Origin of the sequence: Histophilus somni 2336 (assembly GCF_000019405.1) — a bacterium.
GTDB lineage: Bacteria > Pseudomonadota > Gammaproteobacteria > Enterobacterales > Pasteurellaceae > Histophilus > Histophilus somni.
This window is the reverse complement of the sequence record NC_010519.1, coordinates 73,724-89,403: the sequence shown is the minus strand read 5'-3', so window position 1 is coordinate 89,403 and position 15,680 is coordinate 73,724. Positions and strand designations below refer to the sequence as shown.

Annotated in this window: 4 protein-coding genes; 3 read left to right on the top strand and 1 reads right to left on the bottom strand. The window is 38.8% G+C overall.

All coding sequences use genetic code 11. The annotated features are described in order from the left end of the window. Window positions 1–537 precede the first annotated feature (537 nt). Window positions 538–12,729, top strand: coding sequence for a YadA-like family protein (locus tag HSM_RS00400; protein ID WP_012341590.1), 12,192 nt, complete (start codon window positions 538–540; stop codon window positions 12,727–12,729). A 48-nt stretch (window positions 12,730–12,777) separates the two neighbouring features. Here the strand turns inward: HSM_RS00400 and HSM_RS00395 are convergent, their stop codons facing one another. Then, complete coding sequence (locus HSM_RS00395; RefSeq protein ID WP_012341584.1) at window positions 12,778–13,038, bottom strand: YfhL family 4Fe-4S dicluster ferredoxin; 261 nt, start codon at window positions 13,036–13,038, stop codon at window positions 12,778–12,780. A 238-nt stretch (window positions 13,039–13,276) separates the two neighbouring features. Between HSM_RS00395 and pgk the strand changes: the two genes are divergently transcribed. Both pgk and fbaA read left to right on the top strand, forming a co-directional pair. After that, the gene (gene pgk, locus HSM_RS00390) at window positions 13,277–14,446 is read left to right on the top strand and encodes a phosphoglycerate kinase (protein ID WP_012341575.1); all 1,170 of its coding nucleotides are present in this window, start codon (window positions 13,277–13,279) and stop codon (window positions 14,444–14,446) included. A 91-nt stretch (window positions 14,447–14,537) separates the two neighbouring features. After that, window positions 14,538–15,617 carry a class II fructose-bisphosphate aldolase gene (fbaA, locus tag HSM_RS00385; protein WP_012341566.1) on the top strand — a complete coding sequence of 360 codons (1,080 nt, stop codon included), beginning with the start codon at window positions 14,538–14,540 and terminating at the stop codon, window positions 15,615–15,617. Window positions 15,618–15,680: the final 63 nt, after the last annotated feature.

Below are 15,680 nucleotides of genomic sequence, written 5' to 3'. Positions count from 1 at the left end.
AATCGGCTCGATATATTATTTGTACATTACATATCACAGGAATAAAATGAGCCTACAGCCTACAGCCTACAGCCTACAGCCTACAGCCTACAGCCTACAGCCTACAGCCTACAGCCTACAGCCTACAGCCTACAGCCTACAGCCTACAGCCTACAGCCTACAGCCTACAGCCTACAGCCTACAGCCTACAGCCTACAGCCTACAGCCTACAGCCTACAGCCTACAGCCTACAGCCTACAGCCTACAGCCTACAGCCTAGTATATTGGCTAAAATCAACCTTTCAAGTTAATTTTGAGAGGTTGGACATGTTCAAACAATATCTTAAAAATCACCTATTTCAACCTCAACCTTTCGGCGAAAGTATTATTCGCCTTTTTCTGCTTTGTCTTAAAAAGCAAGGCATCGCCGATTTATACCTCATTAATCTGCCTAAAAAGCAAAAATTTTAATCCATTAATAACTATAAAAAAGTTAAAAAAATCAACAAAATAAATCAATAAAAAACCTAATTTTAAAAGATTAAAGAGAGTGAATTTATGAACAAAATCTTCAAAACAAAATACGATGTAACAACAGGTCAATGTAAAGCCGTTTCTGAGTTGGCAAGCAACCGCCAAATAGCGAGCAGTTCGAAGAGTAAACCAAAGTGCGGTGTGTTTTTGGGTAATTTTTTAGGCATTTTTAAATTTTCACCGTTGGTGTTGTTGATGTCGGGGATGCTTGGTGTGAGCAGTGTTTCATATGCTGACATAACATATATTGATATGGACGGAAATACCGGAGCAGCGGGTGTACGAGAAAATTGGAGGGAAGCAGATTATTGGAAAAAAAACGGTAGAGAAAACACTCTTCTAACACAGGTTCAAAATAGTCCTCGTAAATATGATAAAGATGTTAATACTAATGTATATAAGTCTGTAATAATAGGCCCTCACTCTGCAGGCGTGAATACGAATCGCGATCAATCTACTGGTGTAGGTATGACTATTTTAGGCCATGGTGCTGTAGGTTTTGCTTCTCAAACAACTGCAATAGGAAACAATGTATATTCTGGAGGGCAACAAGCAACTGCTTTAGGATCGGACGTAATGGCTGCTGGTTATGCTTCTATTGCAATAGGGAATGATGATATAGCTAATACATATCGAGACAAATTACCTGAAAAAACCATTATGAAAATCTATGGTTATGATACAAACACAAGATATAGTGGAACTACTTATAAAAATATATTAAATGAACAGAACTTTAAGATGAAATACGGAATAAATAACGGTGTAGATAACCGGATTTATTCTCCTACTTACGCAGCAGGCGTGGCATCAATAGCCATTGGTTCAAGATCTGTTGCCTATGGAAATGCTTCACTAGCTATAGGTACATTATCATTTGCTTTAGCAAATGATTCTACTGCAGTTGGAGTTCGTGCGTTTGTTAATGACGATGCAACTGGAGGAGTTGCTATAGGAGACGAATCAAGGGTTTTTGCTGCGAATTCATTTGCTATAGGTAATGAAACAGAAGCAACTAACCAAGGTGCATTAACATTCGGTTCAGGATCAAAAGCAGTAGGAATTGGATCAATAGCCATAGGGTCAAATGTAGCATCTAATGCTTTAATCGCAAGTAATGGGTATGAGACATTTCAAAATTCCATTATGCAACACACACAAAATTCATCTCCTGTTGTAGAAGTAGATCGACATAATGAATATAACACCCTTTTTAAAATCGATGAGAACAATTTAAAATACGGAGATGAAAATCATATTGTCAAACTTGGTTTTAATGCTTCTAACCCTAGTAATAGTAAAAATCCAATATCAGAGATAATTGAAAAAGTAATTAGCGACAAAAAACGAATAGCCTTTAGTCACGAAAGGGATGAAGTCATTGAAACAACAAGTAAAATATATAAAACAACTAAAGAAGGAGATCACTCTATATCTTTAGGATATCATCTTTCAAATAATGGGGATAATACTATTACTATAGGTAGTGCATCAGTAGTAAGAGGAGCAAACTCTGTAGTATTAGGGGCATTAAATAACATCGGTAAATATGCACGAAATACCATCGCACTTGGGATTGGTACTAATGTATATAAAGAAAACTCTGTTGCTATCGGTACAGGAATAAATGTCATCGGTGCAGGAGCAGTTGCAATAGGTTCCGGAGTTGGTGTTACAAAAGACAATACAATATCAATAGGGTATGGTTCTCATGGATTATCAAGTGAAAGTATAGTTCTAGGAAATTCTGCAAGTTTAAAAGATCATTCAAAAAAATCTATACTAATAGGTAATAGTGCAAAAGTTGAAAATCAAAGTCAAAATAAAAATGTAAAAATAGCAAATTTAAAGAAAGGAAAATTTGGACTTGAGGCTGAAAAAGTAGAATTAGAAATGTCAGCAATTTCTATAGGTACAGAATCATATGTTTATTCTGAAAAAGGGATAGCTTTAGGAGATAATGCAAAAATTGAAGCAAATTCTGAAAATGCAATTGCTTTCGGGACTAATTCAAAAGCGAGTAAAAAAAGTGCAATCGCTTTAGGTAATGAAACCGAAGCGACGATGGAAAACTCCGTCGCCTTGGGCTATAAATCACATACAAAATATTTTTATCAGGATGCTAACAAAAATACAGCAACCTTAACCGGAAAAGAAGCCATTGATTTAACCCCATATGTTCCAGAGGGGTCAAGCTATAGTTTAAGAACTGATAAATCAGCGGGTATCATTTCAGTCGGTTGGACAAAGGGTAACAGTGGAAGTCAAGAACTGGGCTTAAGACGGATTGTCGGGGTGGCACCGGGTGCGTTGGATTCTGACGTGGCGACGATTGGACAATTAAAAGCCTTAGAATATGTAAAAAGAGAAGGCTTAGTCGTTTATTATACGGAAGATAATGGAAAAATATATAAATTAGTTAAAGGAACAGATGGAAAATTCTACAAGGTCAATACCAAAAATGGCACACCATTAGATAAACAAGAAATTCCAAAAGAAAAAGTATTAGTTGGGGCTAAAGGGCATAACGAGAAGATACAATACATAAATGCTGATAAACAAATTGCGGACATAGGAGAAAAGATAAGATTCGGGCATTTAGCCGATGGAGAGATTTCGCAAACTTCCGATCAGGCGATTACGGGGAATCAGCTTAAAAATGTGGGTGATATTTTAGGTGTGTCAGTAAATACCCCCAATAACACGCAATTTGATCGTTATAAGTTTACAGCGGTTGACTATAAAGGTTCTCAAAAGAAACAAAAAACTATTTTTAAAGACGCTATTGAAGAACTGATTACAGCGGTAAATAAGGGAATTGTAATCCAAGACGCTGACAGCCATACAGGTACACTTAATTTAGGTTCGACGTTAACTATTAAAGCGGGAAATATCGATAAACCAAAATCTGATGTAGATGGATTTAGCAGTGATAATATTAAGACAAGCTATCAACCAACTAGAAAGGAACTGTTAATCGGTATCAAAGATAAACCGATATTTAAAGAAGTAACAATAAGTGGCACTGTGAATGATAGAAGCGATAAAAAGACATTAACAACGAAAGAATATGTCGACGGAAAACTTGCCAATGTTGCAACTAGTTTTACTGTAAATGGTAATATGGGAAACTATATTGTTCAAAGTGCATTAAATATTAAGGGGAAAGCAGACGCTAGCCAACATAAAAATATTACTACTGAAGCTAAAACTAATGAAAAAGAGTTGGAAATATCTTTAAATAAAGACTTAAAAGACATTGCAAGTATTACTGGAGAAGGGATTAAAAGCGGTAAAAATACTGTATATAGCAAGATAGCATTTAATAGCACAAATGGGTCAAATGCAACGACAAATGTAACAATTTCATCAAATGGGGCAAACTATACATTTGATAGAACGGGCTTTGATATGTCCGATAGAAGAATTACCCGATTACAAAGCGGGTTAAATACACAGCATCATGGACCTAAGGGAGCGAACGGAAATCCGGAAAATGTTTCAAAAATATTAGATGGCAGTTACATAACAACAATTAAAGGAAATGCTGTCAATGTCAGCGATTTATCCAACGTAGCGAAAGCGATTGTGGAAAAAGGACTAAAATTTGCCGGAGATTCCGGCTCTGAAATCACCCGTAAATTGGGCGAAAAACTCACCATTAAAGGCAATGGTACGGATCTGACTTCTAAGACTGATAGCAACAAAGGGGAAATTACCTTTACTTTGCACAAAGCAACAAGCATTGATGACAATACGGCAACAAATAGCAATAAAGACAAAGTTGTCACCGCCGGAGCGGTTAAAACTTATTTGGATTCGAAAATTGATGAGGTTAGTACAACCTTAGGGTTAGAGGCGGATAATTCTAAAAATAGCGGTCCGACCGGTAAAGTGAATTTGAAAAACGAAAAACTTAAAGTGGCAGGAACGAGTGATGAAATTGAGACAAAAGTGGAGCAGGATAAACAAAGTATTACTCTCAGTTTTGCCCAAAATACCAAAAACAAATTAGGCATGATTACGGTAGATGGCGATAAGCTCGCATTGGGTAAAAATGCAAAAACTGTCGATAAAATGACCGCACCTAAAGAAGCAAAAGTGACTGTCGGCAATGACAGTCTTAAATTCAACTGGACAGGCGGAGTCAGTGCTGATGACAAAGAGCAGAGTAAAAAATCGGTGATCAGTGTTGGCGATACCGGCAAAGAACACCTGATTACTCACGTTGCTGCGGGTAAAGTGGAAGTAAACTCCACCGATGCTATTAACGGAAGCCAGTTATATGGCGTAGTAGATGCGTTTTCTAAATTAGCTATTAATGTATTAGGAGCAAAAGCAGACCTAACGAGCGGATTTAAAAAATCAAGTTTTGATGTTGTTAAATATAATGGGAATACAAATACTCAAACATCAAAAGAAATGACCTTTAAAGATGCCATTGGTCAAAATACAACGGCTATTAATAAAGGATTTATTTTTGGTGTTGGAGATTCTAATAATGAACAAGGAACGCATTACTTAGGCGATAAATTAATCATCAAAGCGGGAGCTGTAGATAAACCAACGAGCACTTCAGACGACGGTTATTCACCGGATAATATTAAAACAGCGTATCTAGCAAAAAGCAAAGAGCTGTTAATCGGTATCAAAGACAAACCGACCTTTAAAGAAGTCAAAGTGAGTGGAACAGTCGATGATAGTAGTGATGGGAAGACATTAACCACGAAAACCTATGTGGACGGGAAATTAGCTAATGTCGCCGCTAATTTTGATGTTAAGGGGGATAATAACGTAGTATATACATTAAATAAACAGAACAATGTCTTAAATATTAATGGCGATACTAAAAATATCACCACGGCAGTGGATAAGAACGCTAAAAAAGTCAGTATCACATTAAAAGAGGCTTTAACGGGCATTACATCTATTGGTAAAGATACCAATAATCAAATCGCATTTTCGGATAGCGGGACAATCCTTAAAGCTGGTGGTTCCAGTTTAAATTTAACTGGTTCTAGTGGCAAAGTTAAAATTTCCAACGTAGCAAATGGTACATCTGATAATGATGCCATTAACAAATCGCAACTCAATTCTGTTGTGAGTGCTTTAGGCGGAGAGGCGAAAATAGGTGCAGACGGAAATGTAATAGCACCGTCTTATACGCTAGCTAATGGAAATAAGGCACCATACACAACCGTGGGAGAGGCTTTATCTGCTCTTGATGAGGTGCTCACTTCGGTAAATGGGGCAGGTATTACCTTTAGTGATGGGACTACGAATAATGACTTTGTCAGAAAAAATAGCGAGAACGACAAAAAAGTTGTCATTAAATCAGGAAGCAATATCAATGTTTCATTATCTAAAACAAATTCTGATAAGACGGGAGAATTTACGGTAGCACTAAATAAAGACTTAGAAGACATTAATTCTATCACTCTAAAAGATAGTGGTGGTCATAGTGCTACAAATAAAACAGGAAAAATTACTATTGATGGGGTTACTGGAGATGTTAAAGTTCAACACGGTGACGGCAGGGCTTCTAAAATAGTTATTGAAAGTGGATTGAATGCTTTAACTGGTAACGATGAAATTCAAGTTACTGGTGGCGGAAAAGTATTTGGTAATGCGTCATTAAGTTTAAAAGATGCTTCAATTGCAGGGACAAAATTAAAAGATAACACAATAGCGGAGGCAAAACTCGATCAAGGTATTAAAGATAAACTTAATAAAACATTTATGGTTAAGGCAGAAGGTGCCACTAGCGATAACCTAATAGGAAATACTTTAGAATTTGCAGCAAAAGATTCTAATTTAACTGTTGAATTAGATAAGTCTAATAAGAAAATATCTTATGGATTAAGTTCAACATTGACGGGAATTGAGTCTATCGCTAAAGACAAAACAAAAATCTCCTTAGCAGATACGAAAATAAAGTTAATGCCTGAAGAAGGTGCGGCATTAACATTGACAAAATCCGATACGGATAAGGTCAAGATTTCTGGACTGGGAGACGGGCAAATTGACGGTGCTTCAAATGAGGCGATTACCGGAAAACAATTGCATGATTTGGCAGGCAAATTGGGTGTGACTGTCGATAATGCGAAAGCTGGATTTACACAACCGTCCTTTACCAAAGTCAATTATCAAGGGCAAACAGAAACTAACGGAAAAACCACCTTTAAAGAAGCAATCAATGATTTGATCGTGGCTGTGAATAAAGGACTGGTCGTAGGCGATGGTACTGTAAAAGGCACGCTTCAACTGGGGGATACCTTGCAGATTAAAGCGGGGAATATCGATAAAAAATCAACCAGTGATGATGGATTTAGTAGCGATAATATTAAAACATCATATCAACAAAATACAAAAGAGCTTTTAATTGGCATAAAAGATAAACCGTCTTTTAAACAAGTAACGGTCACTGAAGAAATAAATGAAAAAAGTCCAAAGACTGCCTTAACCACTAAAAAATATGTGGACAGTAAAGCGACTCAAAACGAGCAAGCGATTGCCAACCAAGAGATAAAATACAAGGCTAATGGAGCAGGTGATAATAAAGTTAAACTTTCCGAAGGTCTTGATTTTAAAAATGATGATAACATCACTGTCACAGCAGATGCTGGCGGTGCGATTACGCATAAATTAAATGCCGATCTGAAAAATATCACTTCGATTGCCGGTAAAGGTGACAGTGGCACGGCTCCGAAGATTGACTTTGCAAATGGCGATGGTCTGAAAATCTCTTCTAAAGGAACAGATCTGACATTAAAAGCTGATGGATTAGACTTAAATAATAAGCAAATCACAGGCATTGCGAGTGGTTTAGATCAAAAAATGAATGGTGCTAGTGGCAGACAAGATTTAGACGAGTTGTTAAAACTTGTTGCCACAGGACAACCGCAAAATGGTGGAACATCAAATGATGGCAAATTAAACAAAGCCATCAATGCAGGCGATTTGCTTCATATCGCTAATGAATTGAAAAATAAAGGGCTGTCATTCCAAGGAAATGACGGTAAAGATGTCACACGCAAACTCGGTGAGACATTGAAAATTGTGGGTGAAACATCAGCAACCACTCCAACAGATAGCACGCAACCAGCAATGGAAACCGCACCGGACAATATCACCGTGGCGAAGAAAACTGGCAATGGCGATGACACCTTAGAAATTAAATTGTCTAAAAACTTAAAAGGTATTGCCTCTATTGCCAATGGCGATAAAGCAAAAATCGCTTTGGATAAAGATAAAGGGACGATAACATTCACCGCAGGCGATCAAGCAAGATCAAAAGATGTCACCCTAAGTGCGGGTAAATTTAGCGGCGTGTCTGAAATTAATAAAGAAGAGGGCAAAGGTGCGTTAAAACTCACTGAAAACACTGCCACTTTAGAAAGTGCGAAAGATAATTCAAAACTTGAATTGAAAGATAAAGCGGTTACCTTAGAAAGTACTAAAGATGGTTCAAGCGTTACTTTAGATGGCACTAGTGCAACGTTAAGTGCGGGTAAAAATAAGGGTAGTATTAAAGTTACCAATGGAGCGGATAACAAAATTGAGTTAAGTCCGGAAAACGGCTCAACCGTTATGTTGAAAAAAGACATGACAAATGGCGGAGTGCAAGCCACTGGCTTATCTACCATTGGCAAAGACGATGATAACGCTTTAGTGTTTAAAAACAGTACAAGTGGCACTGATAAAACAGCGGAGTTAAAAGTGGGTGGAAGTGCATTGACATTTACTAAAGCCACTACCGGAAATACCGTGAAAATCTCCAATGTGGAAGATGGAAAAATTGATACTAGTTCAACCGAAGCCATTACGGGTAAACAACTTCATGATTTAGCAAGTAAATTAGGGGTTGAAGTTGAGAGTGAAACTGGATTTAAACAACCATCATTTACTGCAATAAAAGGCGGTACAAGTTCAACTGGTGGTACAACTAATAGCAATACAGGTCCTACAACTTTTAAAGAGGCTATTAATCAGTTAATCACCGCAGTTAATGGTGGATTGACATTCAAGGGGAATGATAATGGTAGCTCCCCAAGCTCAACCACATTACAATTAGGCGGTACGTTGACCATTGATAGTTCAACAAGTAAGGTAAAAGCCGATGGTATGGCAGAAGCCACACAAAAAGACATCACCGTATCATTAGCACCATCTAATGGTAACAATCCTCAAAGTGCGGGTACACTTACGCTGAAATTAAATAAAGCAACCACGGTTTCTGAAACTGATGAAAAAGTCGTGACTTCTAAAGCCGTAGCAACAAAATTGAAGGAATACACGACAACAGCACAATTGCAAACAGACTTCTTAAAAGTTGATGGGTCGAATATTGGGGATAAAAAATTAGCTTTAGGAAAAAATGTCGGTATTGACACCATCAAACTCGGCGAAACTGAAAAAAGTACGACTGAATTAGTCCAGGCGGATGCGGTTATTAAGTATCTAAAAGGTACAGGTGATAAATCCGTTAAAGTATCCGATAATCCGGAAACTAAGGCTGATGGAGAGGGTTCTATTGCGATTGGCGATAAAGCAGTAGCAGAAAATGAAGGGGCAATTGCTATTGGTTATGACACGAGTGCTAAAAATAGACGTTCAGTTGCCATAGGTCGAGAAGCTCAGGTATTGGGTGAGCATGCTACGGCTATCGGCTACAAAAATAATGTATCGGGTAACGATTCCGGTGCATTCGGTAAAGATAATGAGATTATCGGAAAGCATTCCTATGCTGTGGGTGCTTATAACAAAATTGAGGGCGACCATGTTTATGCCTTGGGTTCAAATATTACGACAACTAAAGATATAACAAATGCTGTCATTTTAGGCAATAAATCAACAGGTGTATCCAATGCGGTATCTGTAGGTGGTGCTGGCAAAGATGAACAAAGAAGAATTGTTTATGTTGCCACACCAACTGATAAATACGATGCCGTTAATAAGAAATATGTGGACGACTTGACGTTATCGTATAAAACGAATAGTGATGACAAAACGAAGCAATCTATCAACCTCAAAACAGGGGCTTTGGACTTTAAGAAGTCAGAAAATATTTCTGTTTCTGTAGAAGCTGATGGAAAAATTACGCATACGCTTAATAATAATCTTCAAGAAATCACCAGTATCAAAGGTGGTAAAGATGAAAGCGGTGCGAAAATCACGTTAGAAACAGCTAAAAAAGAAATCAGCTTTAATGATTCAAAACTCACAAACCTTGCAGACGGTGAAATCGGTGATAGTTCAAAAGAAGCCGTAACAGGTAAACAACTGGCGGATTTAGCGAAACAGTTAGGTATTGCGGTTGATACTTCAGATAAAACGAAATTTACCGCACCAACATTTGATAATTTCAAATTAAAAGACATTAATGGAACAGATGGAACTGCACCAAAAAATATCGTTGAGGGCTTGAAAAATGCTGTTTCTAAACTCAACGAAGGCTTGAAGTTCAGTGCGGATATGCCAAGTGCGGTAGCAAATGGCACTCAAAGCACACCGCACTATCTTGGTTCGACCCTTAGCATTGTGCGTTTAGATATGAATCAGGCTGGTTCGTCTGCTACACCAGCTCCGGCGGGGACTTCATCACAACCAAATATTGCTGAGTTTAAAGGTGATAATTTAATCACTCAATACACGAGAGAAGCTAACGGCAACGCCAAAATCGAAATCGGCTTTAAAAATGCACCGACATTTAGCAAAGTAATGCTTGCTGAAGAACAAACATATAATGGCGTAAATGGAAATAGCGGAAGTACAGATTGGAAAAAAGAACTCATCACTAAAGGCTACCTTGAACAAGCATTAGATAAGTTTAAGTTCAAGGTTGAAAATGGTAGCGGTAAGACTATCGAAATCGGTCGCAACGATACGTTGAAGTTTACGAGTGGTCAGAATATTAAAGTAGATTTAGCTAAAAACGGTACAACACCATCAAGTACGGGATCTACCAGTCCGAGTGCTTCCGCACCGGCTCCAACACCAGCTGCTCCAGCATCAGTATCATCAGCAGCTCCAAGCAGTTCATCAGGTGGTGCAGGTTCAAACGGCGGTGGTTCAAATAGTATGGCTTCGTCAGGTGGTTCAAATGGTGCAGGCATGGCTACGACAACGCCAACAAGTGCACCAACTACCACGCCAACCACCACTACCCCAACAACAACGGCAGTGGTAACCATTGGCACGACTGAGGAACTGAAAAACATCACTTCGATTTCCTCTAAACCTAAAGCTGGAAGTGCGGGCGGAAGCGGTACAGGTTCAAGTGCGGTTGGAAATCAAGATGAAGTCACTAAACTGACTTTAGATGCAGAAAAAGGTGCCACATTCCAAGTTGGCAATCAAGGTACTGAAGTAAATATCAATAAAGATGGTATTTCACTTACACCACAAAGCAAAGATGGCAAAGCAACCTTAAACAAAGACGGCTTAACCGTGGGCGATAAAGAGGCAGCTAACGGCGACAAAACCCATACCGTTTATGGTAAAGACGGCTTGACTGTAAAAGGCAAAGACAGTTCAAAAGAAGTCGTGAGCTTGAAAGTAGCTGACGGTGAAAACAGTCAAGGCAATAATGGTGGTAACGGTCAATCCGCTACCCTTGCGTTTGCAAAAATCGGAAATGGAAGCGGAGCTGGAACAGGTGCTGATGCAAAAGGCACAGGCACCGGCAAAATCACCGGTCTTGCTGATATTAAACCAGATGAAAAAGACGGCACCCTTGCAACCAACAAAAACTATGTCGATGGCAAAGTGTCCGACTTGAACAATAATCGCCCGTTTGATTTCTATCTGAATGGCGAAAAAGTCGTGAAAGATAAAGATGGTAATTTCAAAAAATTAAAAGACGGTAAACCTGATCAACTACTTACTGAGGAAGAGAAGAAACAAGTCGTGATTAAAGCCGAACCAAGCACCGCACCTATCGGGATTAGCAATGTGGCAAGCGGTTTGGGTATTACAACACCAACAAAAGATGAGAAAAAACAACTTAGTGAACTTGCTGAGAAAGTGAATGAGAAAGTGGAAGCATTAGGCGAAAAAGCAAAAACACTTTCTGATACAGCAACAAAACTCGCTGATTTAGAATTAATGGTGGACAGTTTAAAACAAACCATTGATACCCTGCCTGATGGAGAAGCGAAAGAGAAAATTCGTGAGAATTTGAAAAAATACGAAACGCAATTATCAGATGCCCAAGAGGCTAAAAAGAATGCCGAAGAAGCCGTAGAATCGGCACGCAACGAGTTAATTGAAGCAAATGGGGACTATAACGCCTTTTCCGAGGCGATGGCAAAAGTCGAAGAACTGGTTGAACCGGATAGCCAAGCTAATTTAAGCAATGTCGCTACCGTTGGCGATTTACAAGCCGTGGCACGAGCGGGGCTGAATTTTGTCGGTAATGATGATGTAACCGTGCATAAAAATGTAGGTGAAACCCTGTCTATCACAGGCGAGGGAACATTTAACAGCAACCGCACTGCTACCGGCAATATCAAAGTGGAAATGGCACAAGACGGCAAAGGCTTAGAAGTTAAATTGTCCGATCAGTTGAAAAATATGACCTCTTTTGAAACCCGTGAAGTTGAGGGTAGAAAATCTACTTTAGACAGCAACGGCTTGAGAGTGGTCAATAAAGGCAAAGATGGCACTGATGATAAAGCCAAATCTGCAACTTATGGAGCGGAAGCGGTGGTGTTGGAAGATAAAAACAAAAGCGATAAGGCTGTGATAACCGCAGGTGGTATCCGTTTTGCGGACAGTTCAACCCAAACGACCGCACTAAGTACCGAGCTGAACAAAAACGGATTGACAGTGAACGGTGCAGGCGGTCAGATTCACATTGATGGTACAAAAGGGGTTATCACCGTGCCGAATATTAAACCTAATGCAGATGGTCATGTGGTAGTAAACAAAAACTACGTGGATACCAAAAACAATGAACTGCGGACACAAATGAACAATAATGATCGCAATATGCGTGCGGGTGTGGCACAAGCTGTTGCACAAGCGAACTTACCGATCAATATATTACCAGGTAAGAGTACGTTAAGTTTGGCGACCGGTAACTATATGGGGAGTCAAGCCTTTGCGGTAGGTTATTCCAGAGTGTCCGATAACGGCAAACTTAGCGTTAAGTTCAGCTTAGGACATGGCGATAAGAAAACTTCTGTGGGTGCGGGAGTTGGTTATAGCTGGTAATTCTGGACTTTTCATCCATCAAAAAAGGGCGGTTATACGCCCTTTTTTTTATATTTTGTCTGCATGATGAATTAAAACAAAACGTTCCCAAAGTTGTTCTTCCGTTTCAATATGTTCCGGATCGATTTTAATGCAGTTGGTAATGGGGCAGACGTTTTGACAGGTAGGCGTATCATAATGTCCCACACATTCCGTACAAAGATGAGGATCGATAATGTAAATTTCATCACCAATTGAAATGGCATCATTAGGGCATTCCGGTAAACACATATCGCAATTTGTACATTTATCAGTGATGAGTAACGCCATGTCCTTTAACTCTGTTGTAAAAAGGGCTGATTATAAAGAATATCCGTTGAAAACTGAATAGGGATTTCAGTTATTCTGGATTGAATTATTATTAATAGAAACGTGAGTTTTTTGTTAATGATTTAATTTATGCAACAAGATATTAAAGCCAATTTGATCTAGTTCGTTACAACCTGTTCATAACTAGGTATAATGTGCGGTAGTTTTTATCAATTTTAACCAATATAAGGGGTGAATTATGTCAGTAATTAAAATGACCGACCTAGATTTAGCAGGTAAGAGAGTATTTATTCGTGCAGATTTAAATGTGCCGGTAAAAGAGGGGAAAGTCACTTCCGATGCACGTATCAAAGCAACTATTCCTACGTTAAAACTTGCACTTGAGAAAGGTGCTAAAGTGATGGTAACTTCTCATTTAGGTCGTCCGACAGAGGGGGAATTTAAACCTGAAGATTCATTACAGCCTGTTGTTGATTATTTGAAAGGTGCCGGTTTTAACGTTCGTTTAGCACAAGATTATCTAAACGGTGTAGAAGTCAATGAAGGTGAAATTGTTGTTCTTGAAAACGTACGTGTGAATAAAGGTGAGAAGAAAAATGATCCGGAATTAAGTAAAAAATATGCCGCACTTTGTGATGTATTTGTTATGGATGCTTTCGGTACGGCTCACCGTGCACAAGCCTCAACTTACGGTGTAGCGGAGTTTGCCCCTGTTGCTTGTGCCGGTCCATTATTAGCGGCGGAATTAGAGGCGTTAGGTAAAGCATTAAAAGAGCCTCAGCGTCCAATGTTAGCGATTGTGGGAGGTTCAAAAGTATCCACTAAATTAACTGTCTTGGACAGCTTATCAAAAATTGCTGACCAACTGATTGTTGGTGGCGGTATTGCGAATACTTTCATTGCTGCAGAGGGGCATAATGTGGGTAAATCCTTATATGAAGCGGATTTAATTCCTGAAGCACAACGTTTATCAAAAGTAACGAATATTCCTGTTCCAGTTGATGTGCGTGTGGGCACTGAATTTTCAGAAACCGCACTATCAACAGAAAAAAGTGTAGCCGACGTTTCCGGAGAAGAATCCATTTTTGATATTGGTGATAAATCAGCAGAGCAATTGGCTGATATTATCCGCAATGCAAAAACTATTCTTTGGAATGGTCCTGTGGGGGTTTTTGAATTCCCTAACTTTCGTAAAGGTACTGAAATCGTTTCTAATGCGATTGCTGAAGCAACCGCAAATGGTGCTTTCTCTATTGCTGGTGGTGGTGATACTTTGGCAGCGATTGATTTATTCGGTATCAAAGATAAAATTTCTTATATTTCGACCGGTGGTGGTGCATTCTTAGAGTTTGTAGAGGGCAAAGTATTACCAGCGGTTGAAATTTTAGAAAAACGAGCAAATGGTTAATTTTGTAAAGTGAAAAGCATTATACTTTACGTTGTAGATTGATTTATTTTTTAGTAGTGCAAGAATTGCACGTTATATAGGAAATATAAAAATGGCAAAATTATTAGACATTGTAAAACCGGGGGTGCTGACTGGTGATGACGTTCAAAAAGTATTTGCTTACGCAAAGGCGAATAACTTTGCAATTCCGGCAGTAAACTGTGTTGGGACAGATTCTGTGAATGCAGTATTAGAAACCGCTGCACGAGTAAAAGCACCTGTTATTATTCAATTCTCAAACGGTGGTGCGGCATTTTATGCAGGAAAAGGAATTAAACCGGCTAGCGGTATTCGTCCGGATGTATTAGGTGCAATTGCGGCTGCTAAACATGTCCATACATTAGCGGCAGAATATGGTGTTCCAGTTATTCTTCATACCGACCATGCGGCAAAAAAATTACTTCCTTGGATTGACGGTTTATTGGAAGCAGGCGAGAAACACTTTTGTGAAACAGGCAAACCATTGTTCTCATCTCACATGATTGATTTATCCGAAGAGCCAATGGCAGAGAATATGGCAATTTGTCGTGAATACCTTGCCCGCATGGATAAAATGGGGATGACATTGGAAATCGAAATCGGTATTACCGGCGGTGAAGAAGATGGTGTAGATAACTCAGATGTTGATGAATCTAAACTTTATACTCAGCCGGAAGATGTCCTTTTTGTTTACGATCAATTAAGTCCAATCAGTCCACGTTTTACTATCGCAGCAGCATTTGGTAATGTTCACGGGGTATATAAACCGGGCAACGTAAAATTAAAACCGTCTATTTTGGGTGCATCACAAGAATTTGTTTCTAAAGAACGTAATCTTCCGGCGAAATCATTAGACTTCGTATTCCATGGCGGTTCAGGTTCTTCAACGGAAGAAATTCGTGAAGCGATCAGCTACGGTGCAATTAAAATGAATATTGACACGGATACCCAATGGGCAACTTGGGAAGGAGTTTTAAACTTCTATAAAGCAAATGAAGCTTATTTACAAGGTCAATTAGGTAATCCAGAAGGACCTGATGCACCGAATAAAAAATACTATGATCCTCGAGTTTGGTTACGCAAAGCAGAAGAATCTATGTCTAAACGGTTAGAAAAATCTTTCGAAGATTTGAACTGTGTTGATGTACTGTAATTTTTCAACATAATCTAAAAGAAAACCGCACTTAATGTGCGGTTTGTTTTTTGATGTGTTTCG